This window comes from Thermococcus sp., assembly GCF_027011145.1.
Lineage (GTDB): Archaea > Methanobacteriota_B > Thermococci > Thermococcales > Thermococcaceae > Thermococcus.
On record NZ_JALVAO010000068.1, the window covers coordinates 51,208 to 71,303 of the forward strand.

25 protein-coding genes and 3 pseudogenes are annotated in these 20,096 nt (G+C 49.6%); 14 read left to right on the forward strand and 14 right to left on the reverse strand.

The window, feature by feature from the left end; translation table 11 throughout:
• Positions 1–140: 140 nt before the first annotated feature.
• Together MVG27_RS09390 and MVG27_RS09395 are read right to left on the reverse strand one after the other, a co-directional pair.
• Positions 141–1,326 (reverse strand): annotated as a pseudogene (locus tag MVG27_RS09390) (MFS transporter).
• A 24-nt stretch (positions 1,327–1,350) separates the two neighbouring features.
• Positions 1,351–1,809 carry a GNAT family N-acetyltransferase gene (locus MVG27_RS09395; RefSeq protein WP_297549513.1) on the reverse strand — a complete coding sequence of 153 codons (459 nt, stop codon included), beginning with the start codon at positions 1,807–1,809 and terminating at the stop codon, positions 1,351–1,353.
• Between the two features lie 233 nt (positions 1,810–2,042).
• Here MVG27_RS09395 and MVG27_RS09400 point away from each other — a divergent pair, with 233 nt between their 5' ends.
• A complete protein-coding gene (locus tag MVG27_RS09400; RefSeq protein ID WP_297556560.1) occupies positions 2,043–3,638 on the forward strand; it encodes a hypothetical protein in 1,596 nt (531 codons plus the stop codon).
• A gap of 196 nt (positions 3,639–3,834) precedes the next feature.
• Here the strand turns inward: MVG27_RS09400 and MVG27_RS09405 are convergent.
• Both MVG27_RS09405 and MVG27_RS09410 read right to left on the reverse strand, forming a co-directional pair.
• Positions 3,835–4,073, reverse strand: a pseudogene (locus MVG27_RS09405) (GNAT family N-acetyltransferase); the annotation flags it as partial.
• Positions 4,074–4,105: 32 nt separating this feature from the next.
• Positions 4,106–5,269 (reverse strand): MFS transporter, encoded by a 1,164-nt coding sequence (locus MVG27_RS09410; protein WP_297556561.1) that lies wholly within the window; start codon positions 5,267–5,269, stop codon positions 4,106–4,108.
• Positions 5,270–5,368: 99 nt separating this feature from the next.
• Between MVG27_RS09410 and MVG27_RS09415 the strand changes: the two genes are divergently transcribed.
• The 5 genes from MVG27_RS09415 to MVG27_RS09435 all read left to right on the forward strand — a co-directional run bounded on the left by MVG27_RS09415 (position 5,369) and on the right by MVG27_RS09435 (position 8,874).
• The gene (locus tag MVG27_RS09415) at positions 5,369–6,004 is read left to right on the forward strand and encodes a hypothetical protein (RefSeq protein ID WP_297548826.1); all 636 of its coding nucleotides are present in this window, start codon (positions 5,369–5,371) and stop codon (positions 6,002–6,004) included.
• 1 nt (position 6,005) lies between these two features.
• On the forward strand, positions 6,006–6,305 hold the full coding sequence (locus MVG27_RS09420; RefSeq protein WP_297548824.1) for a transcriptional regulator: 300 nt from the start codon (positions 6,006–6,008) through the stop codon (positions 6,303–6,305).
• Positions 6,298–6,939, forward strand: a complete 642-nt coding sequence (locus tag MVG27_RS09425) for a CPBP family intramembrane glutamic endopeptidase (RefSeq protein WP_297548822.1) — start codon at positions 6,298–6,300, stop codon at positions 6,937–6,939. The genes MVG27_RS09420 and MVG27_RS09425 overlap by 8 nt, the downstream gene beginning before the upstream one ends.
• 92 nt (positions 6,940–7,031) lie before the next feature.
• Entirely contained in the window at positions 7,032–7,871 is an 840-nt protein-coding gene (locus MVG27_RS09430) for a type II CAAX endopeptidase family protein (RefSeq protein ID WP_297548832.1), read from the forward strand.
• Positions 7,872–8,292: 421 nt separating this feature from the next.
• Positions 8,293–8,874, forward strand: a complete 582-nt coding sequence (locus MVG27_RS09435; protein WP_297548820.1) for a CPBP family intramembrane glutamic endopeptidase — start codon at positions 8,293–8,295, stop codon at positions 8,872–8,874.
• Between the two features lie 385 nt (positions 8,875–9,259).
• On the opposite strand, the gene MVG27_RS09440 is transcribed toward MVG27_RS09435, so the two are convergent.
• The 3 genes from MVG27_RS09440 to MVG27_RS09450 all read right to left on the reverse strand — a co-directional run bounded on the left by MVG27_RS09440 (position 9,260) and on the right by MVG27_RS09450 (position 10,781).
• Positions 9,260–9,598 carry an N-acetyltransferase gene (locus MVG27_RS09440; RefSeq protein WP_297548830.1) on the reverse strand — a complete coding sequence of 113 codons (339 nt, stop codon included), beginning with the start codon at positions 9,596–9,598 and terminating at the stop codon, positions 9,260–9,262.
• Between the two features lie 11 nt (positions 9,599–9,609).
• Positions 9,610–9,759, reverse strand: a complete 150-nt coding sequence (locus MVG27_RS09445) for a hypothetical protein (RefSeq protein WP_297548819.1) — start codon at positions 9,757–9,759, stop codon at positions 9,610–9,612.
• Between the two features lie 86 nt (positions 9,760–9,845).
• Complete coding sequence (locus tag MVG27_RS09450; RefSeq protein ID WP_297548817.1) at positions 9,846–10,781, reverse strand: hypothetical protein; 936 nt, start codon at positions 10,779–10,781, stop codon at positions 9,846–9,848.
• Between the two features lie 80 nt (positions 10,782–10,861).
• On the opposite strand from MVG27_RS09450, the gene MVG27_RS09455 reads away from it, so the two are divergent.
• Both MVG27_RS09455 and MVG27_RS09460 read left to right on the forward strand, forming a co-directional pair.
• Positions 10,862–11,392, forward strand: a complete 531-nt coding sequence (locus tag MVG27_RS09455; protein WP_297548815.1) for a hypothetical protein — start codon at positions 10,862–10,864, stop codon at positions 11,390–11,392.
• A pseudogene (locus tag MVG27_RS09460) lies at positions 11,392–12,050 on the forward strand (carbon-nitrogen hydrolase family protein). Before MVG27_RS09455 ends, MVG27_RS09460 begins: the two are co-directional and overlap by 1 nt.
• Positions 12,051–12,062: 12 nt before the next feature.
• Here MVG27_RS09460 and MVG27_RS09465 read toward each other — a convergent pair.
• The 3 genes from MVG27_RS09465 to MVG27_RS09475 form a co-directional block, all read right to left on the reverse strand.
• A complete protein-coding gene (locus tag MVG27_RS09465) occupies positions 12,063–13,271 on the reverse strand; it encodes an ammonium transporter (protein WP_297556563.1) in 1,209 nt (402 codons plus the stop codon).
• A gap of 300 nt (positions 13,272–13,571) precedes the next feature.
• Positions 13,572–14,348, reverse strand: coding sequence for a DUF2202 domain-containing protein (locus MVG27_RS09470; protein WP_297548811.1), 777 nt, complete (start codon positions 14,346–14,348; stop codon positions 13,572–13,574).
• A gap of 176 nt (positions 14,349–14,524) precedes the next feature.
• A complete protein-coding gene (locus MVG27_RS09475; protein WP_297548828.1) occupies positions 14,525–15,274 on the reverse strand; it encodes an MBL fold metallo-hydrolase in 750 nt (249 codons plus the stop codon).
• Between the two features lie 69 nt (positions 15,275–15,343).
• Here MVG27_RS09475 and MVG27_RS09480 point away from each other — a divergent pair, with 69 nt between their 5' ends.
• Together MVG27_RS09480 and MVG27_RS09485 are read left to right on the forward strand one after the other, a co-directional pair.
• Positions 15,344–15,808 carry a Mut7-C RNAse domain-containing protein gene (locus MVG27_RS09480; RefSeq protein WP_297548808.1) on the forward strand — a complete coding sequence of 155 codons (465 nt, stop codon included), beginning with the start codon at positions 15,344–15,346 and terminating at the stop codon, positions 15,806–15,808.
• Positions 15,805–16,512 (forward strand): 6-hydroxymethylpterin diphosphokinase MptE-like protein, encoded by a 708-nt coding sequence (locus tag MVG27_RS09485; protein WP_297556564.1) that lies wholly within the window; start codon positions 15,805–15,807, stop codon positions 16,510–16,512. Before MVG27_RS09480 ends, MVG27_RS09485 begins: the two co-directional genes overlap by 4 nt.
• Here the strand turns inward: MVG27_RS09485 and MVG27_RS09490 are convergent.
• Positions 16,496–17,323 (reverse strand): hypothetical protein, encoded by an 828-nt coding sequence (locus MVG27_RS09490; RefSeq protein WP_297548804.1) that lies wholly within the window; start codon positions 17,321–17,323, stop codon positions 16,496–16,498. The genes MVG27_RS09485 and MVG27_RS09490 overlap by 17 nt on opposite strands.
• A gap of 98 nt (positions 17,324–17,421) precedes the next feature.
• Here MVG27_RS09490 and MVG27_RS09495 point away from each other — a divergent pair, with 98 nt between their 5' ends.
• Both MVG27_RS09495 and mobB read left to right on the forward strand, forming a co-directional pair.
• On the forward strand, positions 17,422–17,637 hold the full coding sequence (locus MVG27_RS09495; protein ID WP_297470589.1) for an LSm family protein: 216 nt from the start codon (positions 17,422–17,424) through the stop codon (positions 17,635–17,637).
• A 9-nt stretch (positions 17,638–17,646) separates the two neighbouring features.
• A complete protein-coding gene (gene mobB / locus MVG27_RS09500; RefSeq protein WP_297556566.1) occupies positions 17,647–18,381 on the forward strand; it encodes a molybdopterin-guanine dinucleotide biosynthesis protein B in 735 nt (244 codons plus the stop codon).
• 6 nt (positions 18,382–18,387) lie between these two features.
• Here the strand turns inward: mobB and MVG27_RS09505 are convergent, their stop codons facing one another.
• Positions 18,388–18,786, reverse strand: coding sequence for a M67 family metallopeptidase (locus MVG27_RS09505; RefSeq protein ID WP_297548102.1), 399 nt, complete (start codon positions 18,784–18,786; stop codon positions 18,388–18,390).
• Positions 18,787–18,849: 63 nt separating this feature from the next.
• Between MVG27_RS09505 and MVG27_RS09510 the strand changes: the two genes are divergently transcribed.
• Both MVG27_RS09510 and MVG27_RS09515 read left to right on the forward strand, forming a co-directional pair.
• A complete protein-coding gene (locus MVG27_RS09510) occupies positions 18,850–18,999 on the forward strand; it encodes a hypothetical protein (protein WP_297548100.1) in 150 nt (49 codons plus the stop codon).
• 169 nt (positions 19,000–19,168) lie between these two features.
• Positions 19,169–19,318: a hypothetical protein gene (locus tag MVG27_RS09515; RefSeq protein ID WP_297556569.1), complete on the forward strand. Its 150-nt coding sequence runs from the start codon at positions 19,169–19,171 to the stop codon at positions 19,316–19,318.
• Here MVG27_RS09515 and MVG27_RS09520 read toward each other — a convergent pair.
• Positions 19,315–19,560 carry a hypothetical protein gene (locus MVG27_RS09520; RefSeq protein WP_297066292.1) on the reverse strand — a complete coding sequence of 82 codons (246 nt, stop codon included), beginning with the start codon at positions 19,558–19,560 and terminating at the stop codon, positions 19,315–19,317. The two genes, MVG27_RS09515 and MVG27_RS09520, sit on opposite strands and share 4 nt — an antisense overlap.
• Positions 19,557–20,021 (reverse strand): transposase, encoded by a 465-nt coding sequence (locus MVG27_RS09525; RefSeq protein ID WP_297548096.1) that lies wholly within the window; start codon positions 20,019–20,021, stop codon positions 19,557–19,559. The genes MVG27_RS09520 and MVG27_RS09525 overlap by 4 nt, the downstream gene beginning before the upstream one ends.
• Between the last annotated feature and the right edge of the window lie 75 nt (positions 20,022–20,096).

Here is a 20,096-nt window from a genome sequence, read left to right on the forward strand (position 1 = left end):
AGAGCTGAGAGTGCACGTTACAAACACGTAATCTCAGAGGAATAGTAATTTCCCCAAACAAAACAGGTATTCCCATAAATAAAAATTCATTATCCAGTAGGTATCTGGACCTTTTTGCTGGCTTTCGTAATGGTTTCCATTTACTTCTTGCTTACAGGAGAGTGTTGATAAACAATGGCTCCTTTTGAGAGGAATATGAACATTAACCCGGCTATTATAAAGAAGGCAAAGCTAACTGCATAGGGTAGCGTCGCGTGAAGGCTCGCCAGTGCTCCAGCAATGAAAGGCGCGAAGAGTCCTATGACCTTCCTGTAGCTTGATATCGCTGAGTGGAACTCGCTGGCCTTCTCCTTCGGAATCAGCTTGAACATCCATGAACGGTAGAAGGGGAACCAGAAAGTGTTACCGAAGTCGCCGAGCGCATAGACTGCGAGAACTATCCAGAGGGGAGGTGCTAGAGCCATGATTAAAGCGTAGATAGCGTTTAGAAGCATGCCGAAGGCTATTGCATTAAACCCTTTCTCCTTTGGAACGCGCTCGCTGGCGTAGGTGCCGATGATTGAGGCAATACTGCTCGCTACTGCCACGAGAGTTACCTCGAACACAGTTTTGTGAAGCACGAATATGACGTAGTTGATTAGAACTATCTCGGGGGCTAACTCCCAGGCGAGCGTGAGCAAAGCCTCGAACGCCAGGAGAACCTTAAACTCGCCGACCCTGAAAGTGAAGCCCTTGGGCGTTATCCTCTCTTCTCTGCCAACTGAGGGCAAGAAGCGCCAGATGTATGTCACGGTTACCGCTGAAAAGAGCCCGAAGAGAATAAAGGCCCAGCGGTAGCTCCCGGGGCCGGGGTAAACGTAGCCGAGAATGTAACCCATGATGGGAAAAGTGAGAAGCCTTGAAATTTCCGGCAGGCGGAGATGCCAGGCGAAAATTTCCTCGTACCAGATAGATTATCTGCTCGTAGGTCCGGTAGAGCGAGTAGAGCATCGTCGAGAGCTTTTCTATTGTTCTCCCTGTGAAAAGCAGAACCGGAGCTACGGTCCCCTTTGCTAGGCCATACAGAATGTAGGTGACCCCATCGAGGACGTCAATCGCGATGAGGCCCTTCTTTATGTCCCACTGATTAAAGAGCCTGCCGAAGAGATAAGTCAGGGGGATTGAGATGACGTTGACCGCTGTGAAGAACGCTCCAACTTCGAGAATGGAATAGCCGGTCTCCATGAGGTAGAGGGGGAAGAGTATCCAGACTATCAGGCCCGGCGCTATCAGAGTGTGGTAGAGCATGTAGGCCTTTGCTTCCCTTGGAATCTCGCTCCAGCGCATGGAAAGATGTGAAAACATGTGCATTTAACATTTGCGAAGGCACTTCACATAAATCAGTGCCTCCTCGCCCCACTCCGGATAGGGGTCAATCAACGCCACCCTAACAAAGCCCCTCCGCTCGTAGAACCGCCTCGTCTTGTCGTAGGGTTTATACGAGAGGTCGCCCGAGGTCTTGACGATCAGAACTTCAAAGTTAGCTTTGGCCCACATCTCGACGAAGCGCAACAGCCCAGTCCCGATGCCTCTCCCTCTAAACTCCCTCCTGACGGCCATCCAGAGGATTTCGAGGGCCTTATCTTTGATAGGCTTGACTGTTATAAAGGCGAGAACTTGGTCTTTCTCAACAGCTATGAACGTCGTTTCACTTTTAAGGTCGCGTTCCATAGCTTTAATGCCGGCATCGTTGAACCAATCTGGTAAGGTTCTAGCTATCTCAAGGCAGGCTCGCCTTTCGGATTCAGTCTCAAGGGGTTTAATTCTCAATTTCTTTCCCTCAACTCTTGCTTACTAGTTCTTGGCTTTTATATCTGATTTTTCGTACCTCATAATTAAGATTGTTTTTGGCTCCTTGTCTTAATTACGCTGACATATAGTTGAACTTATTTTCATGAAATTTTTCTGACATTAAAACTTTCTAATTGACATGACTAATTTTTACTCGATAAAACAAAATTCTAAATATAGCTATTTAAACTCCAAAATCTTATTTTATATTGGTGATCCCGATGAAGAGGGCACTGGCATTCCTCCTCATATTGCTGGTGGTTCCCTTTGTCGGTGCTGTGAGGTGGGGAGTTGTCTACAACATCAAGGGCTCAACTTACATTCAAGCAGGGTCACCTATGTTTTTTGGAAACACCCTGTACCAAGCTGGCCTATATGAAATTAATTATACCAAGAATTCCTTTTACGTCCTTGGACTTGACCCTGAAACGGGCAAGCTCAAATTTGGAGAAGAGCTTGCGTTTAGTTACAACGGAACTAGGATATGGGGTAAAAGTTTTAGTGGAGGTTCTCCTGCTATCCTAAGAAAACTTCCCAATGGTGACATACTCCTGCTGTTTGCAGCTAAACGTCCTAATTCCATGTCCGCAATAATTGTTGCTGAACTGAGAAAAAATGGAAGTGTTGCATGGGCAAAATATTATCTTCTGTATGGTAGTTTTAACAATAAAGTTGTTGCTAGAGAGCTTATTCCTATAGATGCCGTTGTCTCAGATGGGGAAATATACCTCCTCGCTGAGACTATTGAGTGGTCTAAGCCTCAGCTAGTTCTTCTAAAGTTATCTCAAACTGGGGATGTGATTTGGATCCGCTCTTACGTTGATTCATATGCAGGACTCAGACCCAAGGGGCTTGCAATAGGACCCGATGGAAACATACTAGCCCTCGTAGGCTCTCTGAATCCGATTCTCCTTTGGTTTACCAAGAATGGAGAGATTATCAAGTCCGTTGCGTTAGACTTTGGAACACCTGCAGGAGTAGTTGGACCCTTTGTTCATGGAGATGAAATATACATCGCAGGTCACGTCAAAGAAAATGGCTATTTCATACCGTTTATAATGGCTATTGACAAGACAGGAAATGTTCTTTGGGCTGAGAAGTTTCCCGACGCTGGCTATGACTTTGTTTCGGTCAAATTTGGAGATAAGATATATATTCTTGGAAAGGCTGTCTCAGCTTTTCAGAAATCCAATTACAATCGGCGTGTCTGGATTCTCAGCTTGGACAGAAAAGGAAAACCTGTATGGAACATTCTAACTGGAGACTCTGCGATGATTATGGATGAATATGGGGGAATGACGATTAACGATGCACTCTACGTTGTTTACTATCGGAATTTCATCATGGCAAGAGGACTTGTGTTCATGAGTGTTGGAAAGGATGGTTCAGTTCCCTGCTCTCATTTATCTCCAGAAATTAAACCCACTTCCTTAACCGTTACAATTAAGCAGGCTTCTCTTCCAAAAACTGAAGACCTCACCGTTAAAGTCCTTCAAGTAAGTGCAGATGTTAACAAGCTCGATATCTCCTCCTCAAGTCTCTGTCCGGGTTCAAGTCCAGCCTCAACGTCATCTCCACGTCCAACATCCTCGAGCTCTTCCTCTACGTCTTCTTCATATCCACCCATAATACAGCCCTCCCAGACTCATACAACCAAATCCAGTTCTTCACCTATTCAGAGCTCCAGTACACATTACAGCTCGACCAGAGAAATAACTTCGAGTTCTACATCTAAGAAAAGCACGTGTGGACCAGGTCTTTTGATTATCTTACCTTTGATTTTGCTATTAAAAAGAAGAAGTCTCTAATTTCTCTTTGATTCTCAAATTTTAGATTTTTGTTTCTTGCATTGAAAACGAAGAACTTAACTCTTGATATAGAGGCTCGTCCTTTCCGCTATTGAGATACTCTCGCAGTTGAGGAAATTGTGGCGAACTCAAGGGGCTCAAGGAGATGAGCTTCTCGCCGACTCTGGTATAAATTCGTGGGGGCTTCCTTCCGTATTCCCTGGCCCCTGTAGTCTGGGTGAACCCTCAGGCCTTTAGGCCAACAACATTTCCGGATAAAAGCGTGAGCTTCGCCGTGCCGATGACCTTTCCATCGAGTTCCAGCACGTAGAAGTTGTCGCCGAGCCACTCATCAAAGACCCCCGCCAGGTAGTCCTCGCCATCCCACGTCAGTTTCGCTATCTCCTCGATGAAGGGCCTGTCCTCGGGCTTGGCCTCGCGGATGAGAGGTTCCATGGTATCACTGGTAAGTCTTCGATAGTGGAATTCTATACTTTCGTCTCCCTTAGGAGTTCTTCAAAGAGGAGGGAAGCAGTCAGCGCAAGGGAAAACGCCACAATCGCTAAAACATAGATTTTACTGCTCTTCTCAATCGTCCACGCAAAGGTTAACTGCGAGATGGGAATCACCAGCGTCGCGAGGGCATCAAAGATGCCCCTCACAGTTCCAAGGCTTTCGAGAGGAACGACCTTCTGCATCAGGCTGTCGAAGGAGACGTTGAGAAGTTCACCGCCGAAGCCCACCAAGAGAACCGCAGGGAAGAGGGCCACCACGGCGGGTAAGCCAGCGAGGAGCAGAGCCACGCTCTGGAGGATCATCCCGGTGATAAGCGGCCGTTTTAGCCCGACTCCTCTCCTGCTTGCAAGATACGTTAGCCCGGCCACCGCCACAAGGCTTCCAGCCGTCGTGAGGGACTGGAGAATGCCATAGATGACTTCGCCTTCCTCGAGGGTTCTCAGCGAGGCGAAGACAAAAATCCTGAATGAGCCAAGGGCGAAGTTGAAGAGCAATACTGAAACTAAAACCCCGAGAACTAGTTTTCTGCTGAAGACAGAAGGCCTGTAAGTTGCCTTAATCTCACCTGTACGCTCCGATGTAAGCTCAATGCCGAGGTAAGGGAGCAGGCTCACGGCTCCAATGAGGAGGAGAACCGCATCGAGGAGCATCGCTTTAATCCCGAAGCGGTACGCCAGAAAACCCGCAACTGGAAAGGCCACCAACGAGACCGCGTTTCCGACGGTTGCCAGCGTCGCGTTCAGCCTTTGAAGCTCACTTTCCTCAAAGGTCATGGTCGCTATCAGAGAGAGGCCGTAGTAGCGGTGGAGTATGTCGAGGGCCGAGATGCCCGAAACGAGGAGGTAGAATGCCCAGACGTTTGATGACAGAGGAACTATTAAGACTGCCAGCAGCGACTGGAGGAGGAGCGCAACAAAAGCCAGTCTGACCTTCTTGGCCGTCCTGTCGAGCGTTCTCCCGAGGAGGGGAGGCAGAATAACCCACGGAAGGTGCGTGAAGAGCGCAAAACCGCCTATGCTCACAAGCGAGCCTGTACTCTGAAGGAGGCTCCATGGCAGGGCAACGCTCTCGATGGAATCGCCAGCGATCCTGAATGCAGAGGTGAGGGTATAAACGTTGTAGAGGCGGCGGTTCATGGCGAAAAGTTGGGCGGGGGATTAAAAAGTCTAACTTTGTTCTCCAAACTTTCAACCGATTATAAATAGGTGGAGCGCGAAGTTGTAACGGTGGTGGGAATGGAGAAGGTTGAGGAGCTTGCTGAGGCTCTTAAAGCCGTTGAGGACGAGCTGAACCTAGCCAAGAGGGTTTACCTGGCTTTTCCCTTCATCTTCTGGGGGGCCGTGTTGCCGATGCTCTACCTTCTGAGCAATGTCCTTTCATGGACTTCAGAATGGTTCCAAGGTTCATTCGGCGGCAATGGGGGAATGATACTCTCTACCCTTGCAATAATCTGGTTCTTTACAGAGGAAAAACGCATATTCAAAAAAATCGAGGCCCTTGAGAGGATACTGGGTGTTCCTTCGAGAAAAAGCCGAAGGTACATGCTCTCTCAGATTGCCAGTTGGTTCCTCGCCGGAATGCTCGCCTTCGTATTTTCGCTCTCTACGCCTACTCAGTATGAGTTCAAGACGGCAGAATTCATGCTCCTTTTCGTGGGCCTCGGCGTCGGCTTCATAGTACTGTCTACTTTGTTCTTCCTTAGACGGATCGAGTGGCCGCAGGTGCTTGCCTCGCTGATTGACCTCTCTGCACTGTACCTCTTGAACCATCTAAACGGCACCATGAATCCTCAGACCTTCTCTGTCATGGTGGTCTCGGCGTCCTTTACCTTTACTGCCTTTCTCTACATAAGAAGGGCCATGAGGGAGTGAAATGAAGGCTGAGAGGCTCAGGGAGCTTGCAGATTCACCGCTTGGAAACCCCACGAGGTTGGCGATAGCCCTCTACCTCCTCTCCCGCGAGAGGACTACCTTTATCGAGCTTGCCAAGGCCTTGAAGCTCACCCCGGGAAACCTCGACTTCCACCTCAAGGCCCTCGAAAAGGCCGGAATGGTAAAAACCTACTACGGCTTCGGCAAAAGGCCGAGGAAGTTCGTTGAGCTGAGCGAAAAAGGTACAGAAGAGCTGGAGAGGGCCATGAGGATCCTCCGCGAGGTGATAAGAGGTGATTGAGTACCTCCATGCCCTCCTCCTCTGGCTTGCCGTCTTCCTGCCCTCCTCAGGTCTCGGCTCGCTCCTGGCGAAGAGGGGGAAGGTCTTGGCCGGTGCTGGAATTCAGGGGGCTTTCCTAGCCCTGTCGTTTGTCTTAATCTCGCTCCTTGGAATTCCGTTCGGCTTTGGATTAGCTTACATTCCTCAGGCAGTGGCAACTGGGTTTTCCGTTTCTCTAGCCCTAAACTTCGGGGAAAAGCTCCTCTCGGAGAAAAAGAACGGAGAGAAAGCGGAAACGCTGGAGTTTCTTCCCGATGGCTCCCTCTGGAAGGCCTTACTCCTCCTCATTTTAGCTCCCCTCGCAGAGGAAAGCCTCAACAGAGGTCTGGTTGAGGGTTATCTTTTAAGCCACGGCCAGTTCTGGGGCGCGATCCTGTTCTCGGCTCTTCTCTTTGCAATTCCTCACGTGATGGCCTTTGAAAGAGCCTCCGCGGGGGAGAAGGCCTACGTAACAGCTGGGGCTTTCGTCATGGGGCTAATCGTTGGCTACCTTTTCGCGGTCAGCGGTTCTCTCCTCACGGCCTTCGCCTTCCATTCATCGGCGAACCTTGCGGGGATTTTAATGGGAGAGTTGGGATCTGAACGGAACCGCTGACCTTTTTTAATCCTCAACCGGATCCGACTCGGAACGATTGTTGAAGGATGAAGAATTTTTAAAGGAAGCCGAGGATACCCAATGGGGTGCCTATGAGTCCCCTAACTGTCTTTATCCTAGCGTTCCTGCTCTACATAACGCACGGGCTCTACCTCGGCGGCTTTATAAGACCATTTCAGAGGCGTTTTGGAAGTGTTAAAGGCTACTGGGTGGCGATGTCAATATTCACCGTCGTTTTCGCAGTGCTCATAACCCTCCTGTGCCCGGAACTCTACTTCGTCCGCTGGAGCTTTCCAGTTGATTACTTCCTGCTCTTCCTGTCTCTGAGCATTCTTACGTTTGTTCCTGCACTTTTTGAAGTTAAGAAGTCATCAAGCCCTGAAATTAGTGATGAGGAAGTTAAATCGGTCAAAAGCATGGGCTTCAAAGATGTGGCACTCCTCCAGATAATAAGCGCCGCCCTTCCAGAAGAGCTCGTCTTCCGCTACGTCTTTTTGGGTCTTCTCTCGCTCTGGAACCCATTTGCGGGATTAATGGCCATCTCCATTTTCTTTGGACTCTCCCATAAGTTTTCCCATCCCAACAGGAACTGGAACGTGCTGATGTCAAACACGTTGGTAGGTTTCGTTCTTGGGCTTGCGTATCTATACACGAAAAGCCTTCTCGTCGTTATGGCAATACACTGGCTTTGTGACATGATTCCCTGGGCCTACATAGAGTACGAGAAAGCCAGGGAAATCATAGCCGGAGCGACCATCCTCTTAGCGGTTTTACCGCTGGTTCTCCTTCAGGACGGGCTCATCTCAATCGGTAGGTACTTAGAGTGGATTTACTCCAGCGAAGGCCTCCTCTTGGGTACCGGGGTGGCCATCGCAATGCTCGGTGTTGTCTATCTCGGTTTGAGACTTTTGAAGGGCAGGGGTAATAGTTAGCCAGCTCAATCCTTGAAACGCTCGTAAATCGGCCCGGTGTTATCCATCACTCCACACGTGCTTTCTGTGAAATCTACCCCATTTTGTCTCTCACTTAATCCAGCTGAAGCCCCCTATGCCGACGAGCTTCCCAGTTTCATTCTCAACCACGGCAAACGTCGGCATCTTGTCCCTGTTCTTCTTCAGCTCCTCATAGAACCCCGCTTCTTCCTCCGGAAGTGTGAAGTAAGCCGAGTTGAAGAGATGTTTAACGGTGCTCCTGTCGTTGAACCACTCTCAGCTTTTGCTTAAATCTTCCTTCAGGAGAACACCAAGCGAGATTTTCTCGCCTTTGAGGACGATTGGCTTCATTGGCATCACGGAGGTTGTAGGGCAGAAATATTTTAAAGATTTTTCAACAAAGCCACGCCAGTGATGTAGAATGGAGCGGTGGCTCAGGGGAGTATTCCTGACGCTGGCTTTAACCGCGATGATAGTATCGAACAAGTTCATCAACCTGGGCCAAGTTCAGAGACTCTTGGATCTCGGAGAATTAATCTTCCTAATCTTTGCCGTTTTAAGGCTCTCGGGCTACACCAGGGAGGAGCTTGGCCTTGGTGGTGACTTTAATTTCGTCAAACACATCTTGTTCCCCTTTGTTTTCTTCATGCTCCCGCTTATCGTTGTGTTGTTTCTCCCCCACAACTCCATGCCGCTCTGGAAGTTTGCCCTCTATTTCCTGAACTTTCTTATCATAGCGGGTCTCGTCGAAGAACTGCTTTTCAGGGGTCTGCTCTTCGCCTCCCTTGAGGAAAGGTTCGGCGGATGGCTTGCCCTCATTGGAAACTCTGTGATATTCTGGTTCGCTCACTTCGCCGCTGGTCTCAACGTATCCCAGCTTATCGCGGCGTTGGTGCTGTCCTCCTACCGGCTCGCCTTCAGGAGGATAGAACCCCTGATAGCGGTTCACGCGCTGTGGGATGCTGTCTTCATAGCACTGGAGCCCCGGTTTCCGGGTTCGTGAGGGCTTATAATCCTCTTCCCCCTCGTGGGAGCCATTCTCTCAATGGTGATTTACGCCTCCGGGGTTTCCTTAAAATCTGGGACCTCATGATATTATAGTCACCAGCCAAATAGATATCGGAACCTTGAGGATTATCCTTTCCTAACGGCCCGGAACATTAGGAGAACAAGGATCATCACTTAGATTTTGGGAATGCTCTCTATATTACATTAAGAGTATAGATAAAGCAGTAGCGACGGTTCATAGGATCTATGAAGTAGGTCGAAGAGGCTATCCTTTCCAAGAGCCTAATCAACTCCCACCTTTCCTCACTAGAAGAACCATTTTATATCCTCTTTCGATAGACAGAAGTCTGTTTAGTGGAAACGGAACTCTCACTGACTTCTCAACTGTAAACCCGAGTTTTTTTGTAGAGTTTTCTGGCGTTTGTGTTATTCTCTCTAACAAACAGCCTTACCTTTTCGAGACCATTTTCACATGCAAAAGCTATAGCTCTGTTGAGTAGTTTTGTTCCAATGCCCCTACCGCGATATCTGGACTCAACCGCTATGAACTCGATAAAAAGATCTCCTTTCCCAGGCATGCTCTTTATTAGTTGCCACAGCAAGAGGGACTTCAGGAACTTTATCCCCCTGTATTTTAAAACAACCGCGGGGGTTACGTTTAGGGATCTCTCCTCCTTTGATGCAATTCCCACGACACCGGCAACCTTGTCTTCAATCATTGCCACGAATATCATTTTATCGTTGAGACTCGCTTCCAAGATATTGAGAGCATCTTTTCCAAATATCCTCTCCTAAAAATAACCGGATCCACGGAATAAATCAAAGCTGAAATATCGCGCCTTTTCCCATCGGGTATGCCACGCACTATTCGAATGTCCATTCTAACACACCCCCTCTTAGATTTTGAAACTTCTTTCGATTGTGAAAGCTAGCCTACCTCTACCTCCGGAGTAACTGAGCTTATGTCTATTGACTAGTGTCCTCAACGACCATAACAGTCTTTCCCTCCTCTTCCCTAACCCCAAGCGCAAAGCTCTTACTCAAAACCTCGACCCAGCCGTGTTTCCAGAGTTCCCTCCCCCAGAGGATTTCTCCTTTCGGGTTGAGCTTTATCACTACAGCTTTTCCCTCGACTTCACCCCCAACTAAAAGGCCGTTCTCAACTGGCAGGATAGACGTTACAGCGCCGTTCGGGAGCGTTGCCTCCCAGCTCTCGCTCCAGACCCAGAGGTCGCTCCCTTTGTAACCACCCACGACTATTTTTCCACCAATTTCGGCGGCCGTTAGGGCCGTCCCATCGGCGAGCTCCCTTTCCGCCACCAGCTCCCCGTTTCCGGTGAACTCGAAGGCCTTAACCTCCCACTTCCCTTCCTTCACGCTCCCAACGAGGAAAATCCTTCCGTCGAGCTCAACGAGGCCCGAAATCACGGCATCGCTCCAAAGTCCGAGCTTCCTGAGCCAGAGGACTTCGCCATCCCCGGAGATTTTCCCCACGAAGAAACTCCTTTCCCTTCCGTTGGAGGTCTCGCCCGCTATGAAAGCACCCTCTCTATCAGGCAGAATCGAGTAAAGGGCCTCGTTGCCGAGGATTTCCAGCTTTCTCTCCCAGATTACGTTCAGACTTTTATCGAGTCTCGCGACGTAGGCCTTCCAGCCGTTTCCGCCGTTGGGCGTTGCGACACCTTCCACAGCACCGCCGATTAGGTAGTCGCCATCGAGCTTCGCCACGCTGTGACCTTCCCAGTCGTTTTCGCCTGAGAGGAACATCAGCTCTTTTATCTCTTCTTTGTCAAGCCTCGCGAGCATGATTTTGTAGTTCCTCCCGTCGTGGACGCTTCCAGCGAGCAGGTCGCCGTCGAGTGCAGTTGGAACGGTCTCAATGCCGAAGGAGTAAGTTCTCATTTGAAGTCTCCTCTGACAACTGATTCTTTGAGGAATACGGCAAAGATTTTTTTAAGATTTTTGCGAGTAGTGGTAAACAGGTGATACAAACGAGAAGAAAAAACTATGTCGAGGTCTTGGTGATTTTGCTCATTCTTGTTCTATTCATCTCTTCATACGCCCTATGGGGCTGTCAGAAAAAAGAGAAGAGCCTGCTAACTTCTGTTTACATCTATGGCTTGAAGGACGCCAGAGGACTCTCCTATGTCGGCGGAACCTTTGAGTATCTCCTCCACGAGAACGCTTCGGATGACCTCGTAGTTTTCTATGCCCGTGCATATTCTATCAGGGCCGAGCACTTCCAGGACACCTTTGGTCTTCTCCAAGCGTACAAGAATGATGAGAGATTTCAGCTTATGTTTTCGGCCATGTCGAACTATAACCTGTTTCTTCACGAAGTTAGCATTGCTAACTCAACGAGGAGAAAAACCCTCATAGAAAAGAACCTTGAAACGCTCAAGGAACTCGATAACCTCATGGAGGAGGTGACAAAATATCAGAATCCGGACGATTTGCCCCCGAAACTCGTCAAGAGGATTTTTCAGGCCTCTGAGGAGCTGGAGGTGCAGTAATGAGAGTCGCGTTAATTCCGATGCGCGTTGAAGTCGGAAACTTCGAGACAAACTGGAGGGAGTTTGAGAAACGCTTTAAGGAGGCTTTAGCCTATAGCCGGACTTCCTCGTCTTCTCAGAGTACTGTCTCACCGGCTTCGAGGAGTGGGATTTCTCCGGGGCGGGGCTTTACGATGAGATAGTGAAGCGAGTGAGCAAACTCGCCAAGGAAAGCAGCGTTTACGTCGTCTTCGGCCTTCTGGAACCATATAAAAACTGAGTTTACAACTCCGCGCTTTTAATAGGCAGAAAGGGGGTTCTCCTCAAGCATCGCAAGTTTCAGGAACCGTACAAGTTCTGCACAGGCAACACGGTTAGAACGGCTAAAACTGAGTTCGGGAAGGTCGCGGTAATCATCTGCGGCGGCCTCTACAACAAGAGAATAGCGAAGTGGGTAATGCGGAAAAGGCCAGACTACCTCTTCGTCCCAATGGATTACTCACTGGAATATGGAGAACCGAACGAGAAGGATGTTAAGGCGATGGCCGGGAGGATTAGACTTCTTGGCGTTAAGACCTTTATCGTCAACAGCTCACCGTCCGGTAATGCCAGGTTTTCGAGAGGAGACACGGTGGCCTCCTCGGGAAAAGAAGAGATGCTTGTCGTTGAGATAAATTAAAAATAAAAAACCTCAGGCATCGACGTAGGTGCTCTCAGCCCACTCGTAGGCGTCGAGGCCACTCTTTTCGGCCTCCTCCGGGACGCGAACGGGGGTTATCCTGTCGGTAATCCAAATCAGTATGTAAGTTATAACGAATGCGTAGACCGCACAGCCAACCGCCGCGACGACCTGCTTGATGAAGAACGTTGCGTTGCCGTGTATGAGCCCGTTGCTTCCGAATATCGCGGCGTTCCCGAAGATACCGAGGAGGATTATGCCCGAGAAACCGCCGATACCGTGAACGCCCCACACATCGAGGGCATCGTCCCAGCCCCTTCTGTTTTTAAAGTCCACCGCGAGGTGGCAGATTATCGCCGAGACCACTCCTACAATCATCGCCGCCTGTGGGCTTATGAATCCTGCTGTAGGCGTAACCGTTGCAAGGCCAGCTATTGAGCCCGTCATAAAGCCGATGGCGCTCCATTTTCTGTTCTTCCAGTAATCGATGAACATCCATGTAACGGCGGCAAATGCCGCGGCCTCCATGGTGTTCACAAAGGCAACGTTGGTGTCAACGTCCACCCTCAATGCCGAACCTGCGTTGAAGCCAAACCACCCGAACCACAGCAGTGCCGTTCCAATGAGAATCAGTGGCAGGCTGTGGTTGCCCTCCTTGACGTACTTCCTTGCTCCCAGGTAGGCAACGACGGCCAGGGCACCGAAGCCGGCACTCGTGTGGACAACTATTCCGCCGGCAAAGTCCTCAACGCCCCACTTCTGGAGAAAGCCTCCTCCCCAGAGCCAGTGGGCAAAGGGGAAGTAAACGAAGAACAGCCACAGGGTTGTGAACAGAATGAATGCTTTAAAACGCATTCTGTCGGCGAATGCTCCGGTCATGAGAACGGGCGTTATTATGGCGAACATTAGCTGGTAAACCATGAAGGTGTACAGGCTTATTACGTGGTTTCCGGGGTAGAGGGTTTTGGGTGTTATGTTGTTCAGGAAAAAGTAGTGGGCGTTGCCTATGATTCCCTTAACGTCTGGTCCGAATGCAAGGCTGAATCCGAAGAGCACCCATATGATGGTTGTCCATCCCGCTGAAAAGAAGTTTTGCATCATCATTGTCACGGCGTTCTTCCTGTTGACCATTCCCCCGTAGAACAAAGCCAAACCGGGGGTCATTATAAACACCAGTGCGGCCGCTATCAGCATAAAACCGTCGCTACCCGGGCTAAACATTGTTGATGCCTCCCTTCGGTTGTTTCCGAATTTTCTGTCGAAAATTCTTCGAAACTTTATGTTATACAACTTTTGGTTCAACTGCCTATATATGGCAAATTTTTTGGACTTTATGTCACAATATCCTACGAAAATTTTTCAATATGTCATGATGGGTCTTTTATCCTCCTGTTCCGGATATTGTGTAACATTATTAGAGAAATCTATGAAGGGCCCTTCATGGGTTTCTGTAATTTGAAAATATCACACATCATCTCAAAGAATTGAGAATCTAAAACAGAAAAGGTGAAAAACGTAGGGTCACCTTCCGTTCCCGTGTCCCTGACCGTTACCGCCGGTTTCCATGGGCGAGTTTATTATTGCCTCATATTCTTCCATGCTGAGGAGCTGTGGCTCGTACGTCACCCCGTAGTTTGACAGGGTCTTTACAAAGGCCCTGAGGTGGTTCCTGCTACCCATCATCAGGTTCTCGTAAACAGCGATGATGTCGAGCTTATCCGTCTGGTCTATCCTTTCCTGCAGGTCTATGATGTCGGTCTCTTCGATGAGCGCTCCCACCTTGAGGGCATCGATAACGCTCTTGCTCCCCTGCTCAACCAGCTGGTTGTAAAGGGCCTGAATGTCCGGATTAGTGAAGACACCAACTGGCTCGTCTTTCGTCGGGTCCGTGATGTTGTACTTCTCAAGGAGAAGCCTGACGGCATTGACGTGGGTTGTCTCACTGTCCGCTATGTTCTTGAATATCTGAAGTCCCCATTTTTCATAGAGCTTGATGTAGACGTCATGTGCGAGCTTTTCCTCCTCGACCATGTAGAGGAGGCCGTCTATTTCCTCCTGCGTTAACTGGCCAGCTGGAATTGAATCGATGTAACTCTTGAGGTCCGCCGTGTTTATTGTCCCGTTCTGGTTGACCGCCAGGGGCATCTGGTCGGCGTTGCTCTTTCCCTGTGTTGCTCCCGCTCCCTGGGCGCCCGTCGTTGTTCCTGTATTCGTTGTGGTGGTCGTGCCTATACACCCCGCGCCGAGGACGCTCAAAAAGAGAGCCCCGATAAGGAGCAGGCTCAAGATTCTCTTCATGTTCGTTCACCTCTCCATATGTAATCTTATTATTACATATTCAGCTTTGTTTAAAAACCTTTTGGTTTTTCTATTTTGCCTATAATATTTTAGTTTTCGAACTTTTAATCCTTGCCGGTTTTTATTATTATACTAAGTTAGACCGTCATTGGAGAAAAATCAACCATGGAATGACTTCACACATAAAACACCATGCCATCGTAGGCAACCAGAACCCTGTTTTCCCACCTCTTTCTCACGTACTCGACTAGCTCGAGGAACGGCAGGTTTTTGTGGGAGATGTGACTTAAAACTGTCCTCTCGGCCAGGGAAAGTCCCATCTCGGCGGCTTCATCAACGTTGTTGTGGTATGGGTCGCTGAAACCCGGGGGGTAAGTTGCGTCCACTATCGCGAGCCTCAGCGGTGTCCTCTCTTCCAGAAACTCCCGCGTTTCTCCTGGAAGGCCCTTTGTGTCGTAGAGCAACGCGACGCTTTTACCGTCCTCCTCGATGAGGTAGCCGAGGGTCTCAACCCCGTGGTTGAGCCTTAACGCTGTAATCCTGAGGGTATCGAGTTCAACGCTTTCAAAGGGCTTCAGGATTTTTGGCCTCAGGTTCTTGGGGTCGTTGAGGATTAGCGCGTCGGCCTGTCCCTCCGGCGCGTAGAGCTCGGTTTCCCTCGCCATCCAGCGGAGCTTGTAGAGGCCGTAGATGTGGTCGTGGTGCCAGTGCGTCAGGAAAATCGCCTCCAGCGGGACGTTGAGGAGGTCCCTTATGTCGGTTCCAACGTCAAAGAGGACCGCTTTCTTGTTTTTGGTAATTATTGCTAGAGTTGAGGGTTTCCTTTGGGCAAAGCCGAACCTTCTGGCCTCGTTGCAGGTCGGACAGGTGCAGAGGTGAGCCGGAATCCCCTCGCTTCCGCCGGTGCCGATGAAGTAGACGAGCATCTCAACCACCTGTTTTATGGCCATGAAATAGTGGCTGTCTTTATAAGGGTTCTCCCCGAAATCTGGTCGATGAAGTTCATAGCAGACATGATGCTTGGAAGGCTGGCGAGATGGCTCAGGCTTTACGGCCACGATACCCTCTACGGAATCAAAGACGACGATGAGATAATCCGCGTTGCCCTGCGGGAGGGAAGGATAATCCTGACAAAAGACGTGGCCCTCGCCCGGAGAGCCGAGAGACTCGGTGCCAGGGTTTTTCTCCTTCGCTCAAATTCCCTCGAAGGGCAGGTTAGAGAGCTCAAGGAGCTTGGAGTTGAGTTTGGGGAGCTCTTTCCTTCTAAAGCTCGCTGTCCCAAGTGCAACGGCCCGATAAAGCCCGTCTCCAAAAGTGATGTTAAAGAACGAGTCCCTCACAAGGTTTACGAGAGCTATGACGAGTTCTACGTCTGTCAGAAATGCGGTCAAATCTACTGGCCGGGAAAACAGTGGAGGGAGATGCTGAAAATTGATAAAAAGCTGAGGGGAGAAGCATGAAATGGGAACGTTGGAGGCCTTTCTACCTCCGAATCGTTAGGGAAATGGGGTATTCAATTGAGGAGGACAGAAAATCGGCGGAGCTTTTGCGGGCCCTTTTAATCGAGAGCGATGAATACATCCTCCGCGAGGAGCTTGAGGCAGTACTAGAAAGGAAAGCCTACGTCTTCGGCGCCGGTCCGAGCCTCGAAAAGGCCCTAAAGGAGTTCGACTTTTCAGATGGGACGCTGATTTCTGCCGATGGGGCAACTTCAGCCTTGCTAGATGCCGGCCTTTTCCCCGATGTAATAGTCACTGACCTCGACGGCAGGATTCCCGACATCAAGATAGCGAACGACAGGGGCTCCTTTCTCGTTGTCCATGCCCACGGTGACAATATGGACAAGCTGACGGCCTACCTTCCGCTCTTTTCAAGGATTCTGGGGACCTGCCAGACCGAGCCCCTCGACATAGTTTATAACTTCGGTGGCTTCACCGACGGCGACAGGGCCGTTTTTCTTGCCGAGGAACTTGGAGCCAGGGAAATAATCTTAGTGGGCTTTGACTTCGGCGATGTCGTGGGGAAGTGGAGCAAGCCTTATCTAAGGAATCACTCGCCTGTCTGGGAGAGCAAACGGAAGAAGTTCGAGTTCGCTAGGATGCTCCTTGAATGGCTGGAAAAAAACGGAAAGGCAAAAATTAAATACCTCACTCCAAATCCCTGAGTTTCTTTACCTTTCCGCCCTTTATCTCGACGAAGCCGAGCCTCTTGAGGAGCTTGAGCGTCTCCTCGAAGGAGTCCCGGGAGTAGTTTATCACAAGGGTTCCCTTCGGCGTTGGCACCGCTATCGGTGAGGCCCTCAGGAAGCCCCTGACAAGCTCTTCCTCGGGGATTTTCTTGTCACTCAAGGCCTTGAGAATTTCCTCCGCCAATATCGCCCTGCCTATGAGCGCGAAATAAACCTTCAGCAGGTAGTCTTCGGGGAAGTACTTGCTCGCTATCTTTCCGAGGGCGTTTATCTTCGCTATTCTCAGCTCAAGTATTTCAAACTCGTGCTCTATGACCAAGTCCACGAAGGCGAACTGTTTAACATGCTTCTCAACTGCTTCCGGACTGTGGACGAGGTTAAACGGGAACTTAAACTCGAATTTAAGTTCTTCAACGTTGACGCCTTCCTTGAGCCTGACGTTGGTCCCGTCGTATTCTATCGCCCCGTTGCGGTAGAGCTGGTCGAGAAGCTCGGCCACCCATAGGCCCTCCTTGAGTAACTCGTCCGCCTTCTCCCCCGCCTTAAGGTGCTCCAGGATGTGGTTAAGGCTCTCCTTAAACGACAGGAAGCCTTCCTTGATTGCCTCGATGTCAGCTCCCTCGAGGTTCTCAATCTTTTCCTCTATTTCTCTGAGGGTTCCCTCGATTAGATAGCCGACAAAGGCTTCATAACCCTCTCTGGAGTGCACCTCGAACTTTATCCCTTCCTTTCGGAGTTCCTCTATGAGTGCCCTCTTAACGGCCTCGTTCTTTGTTACAAGCCTCATGGAACCACCCAATTGGTGAACGTTGGCACTCTTATAGACTTTCCGCCGTGGGCGGGAAAATATTAAAAGTTCCAAACATAGCAATGCCGGGGATGAGCATGAGCGAAAAGCAGTACCTCCTCGATAAAACACTGGAACGCTGGAAGGGGAAGAGGGTTGCAGTCGGTGTCGGCAGTGAGACGAGTTTTTCCGGGATTCTGGTTGACTTTGATGAAGAGGTAATCCTTCTGAAGGACGTCACTGACTACGCTGGGAACAGGGCAAAGGAGCTGATAGTCAAGATAGACGACCTCAACTGGATAACCCTGCTCTGAGGTGAGATTATGAGGGCGATGGCGTTTGTCGGCTTCAAGAAGAGCGGAAAAACCACGACGGTTGAAGCGGTCGCGAGGGTTCTAAAGGAGCGTGGTTACCGCGTTGCAATAGCCAAGAGCATGCACTCTAATTTTGACAGGGAAGGGAGCGACACGTGGAGGTTCTCACAGGTGGCCGATGCTGTTCTGGTTAGGGCGCACGACACCGATGCTGTTCTCTTTAAGGCCAAGGACATCAACGCGCTCTTTTCAATGGTCTCGGCAGATTTCCTTCTCCTTGAGGGCTTTAAGTCAGTCCAGCACGTGCCAAAGGTGATATGCGCGAGGAATGAGGAAGATGTGGGAGAGCTCAACGACGGACTGGCCGTGGCGGTGAGTGGAATTATAGCCTCCACCGGCGTTGAGGAGATAGAGGGCCTCCCAGTGATAGATGCAACCAAAGAGCCTGAGAAGTTAGCTGACCTCGTTGAGAAGCGCGCTTTCATGCTCCCTAACATAGACTGTGGCCTCTGCGGTTTTAGCTGTGCTGAGATGGCTAGAATGATAGTAAAGGGTGAAAAAACGCTCAAGGACTGTGTTGTGCTCAGCTCGAAGCCGAAGGTGACGATTAAGATAGACGGGCAGGTTCTACCAATGAAGGACTGGGTTCAGGAGCTCGTTGAGAAAACGATAAAAGGTATGCTTTCAGCCATGAAGGGCTACCGCGAGGGGAGGAGAATAGAGATAGTGATTAGGGACGAGTGATGGATTCTACATTTCACAAACTCTTACTTCTTTGACTTCCATGTTATCAAGAATCCACGCCTTTGCTTCCCCTCTGGGCGTAACGATGAGCCAGGGAACTTTCCAGTTTTTCATTCCCTCCAAATCCCGTTCACTCGGCAGTGGAGGACAGTTTATGTGGGAGTGAAAAATCCCGACTATTTCAAGTCCCCTCTTTTCTGCCTCATTAATGGTCTGAATCATCTCCAGTGGCTCCATCTCGAAAGCATCTTGGGACTCCAGTCTGTTCGTTATCTCTCTTGCCTCAAGGACGATGAAGTCGTTTTTCTCTCTTCTCCCGAGCAGGAAGCCACAAACTTCAATCCCCGAGTTTTTGGCCATCACAATGAGCATTCTGATAATTTCATGTCCGATAATGAGTCTCATGTGACAAATTTGATCCCAATAAACTTATAAAGTTTGACAGTCTGACAACCTGATGGTGATAACATGAGGTGGGCACTCACCCTCCACGGAGGAGAGGAGAGTGGGAAGACCATAGTGTTTGAGGCCGAAACGGCCGACGAGGCTAGACGTATTGCCGTTGAGGAGCTCAGGCGGAAGGACGCTATGGTTTACGAACTTGAGAAGCTTGAGTGAATCCTTTTATCTCTCTCAAATGAGTGCTTTTCTTCTTGTTCAATCTATCTGTTCATTGATGTATACTTTTGTTCGATCGATTCTGGTCTTTAATGAATTACAATGTTCAATAATGTTTTTAAAACCCCTATCATGTTCTTCACCAATGGTGATATATGGAGGTGGAAAAATGCTTGTGAGAATTGTCTATTATATGAACAACACCCTGCCAAAGGAGAAGATAGTCGTGACCAACGACATAAAGAAAGCCGAAAGGATAGCAAGGGAAGAAATGGAAAGACTCCGTGCGAGGGACTACGAGCTTGAATGGGTGGCTTAGCTCTCCCCCTCAATCTCTATGACCTTCACGTTTACAGGCAGTTCCTTGAGCTCGTTAACAACTCTCTCTGCGGCCCTGTTTGAGCGGGCGAGCATAACGAAGGCGACGTCGCCCTTGTACCTCGCCTCGGTAAAGCTTATTATATCACCCCTTGCTATTCCGTAGCCTATGGTCTTTCTGACCTCGTCTTCATACTTCGTCACGAACTTCGCGGGTATGCTAAGCAGGACTCCATAAATCATGCCATCACCTCCTTCTCTTTTTCAAGACCGAGCAGGAAGAGGATTAATCCGGTCCATGTGAGGATGAAGTACAGCTTGAGGCTGAGCAGGTGGAGGGGAACCGCGACCAGCATGGCAAGTCCGCCGGTTTTTCCGTATTCTCCAAAGTTCTTTGAGACGCGGTAGACATAATAGACGGCCAGCGTCTGAAGAGCCGTGAATGTGAGGTAAACCGACCACCAGAGGACGGGTGAAACCTTGATTGGTGTTATTCCAAGGGTCTTTGCCCAGCCGGAAATCCCGAGAAGTATCTTTGCGCCGTAGAGGGGTATTGAAATTCCAATCAGGATTGCTGACTTCTTCCATTCCTCGCGGAATTCCTCCCACTCCCTCGCTAGAAGTAGGAGGGGAATTATCGAGAGGGGATATAAATACATCATCAGAACGACCGCGAGAAAAACGAGAATTCCCTTTCTCCTCATCGGACCACCTCAGAGAATAGGAAAAGGATGTTAAAAACCTAAGGGCATCAGCCCCTGGCCCCGCGCGAACTTTCG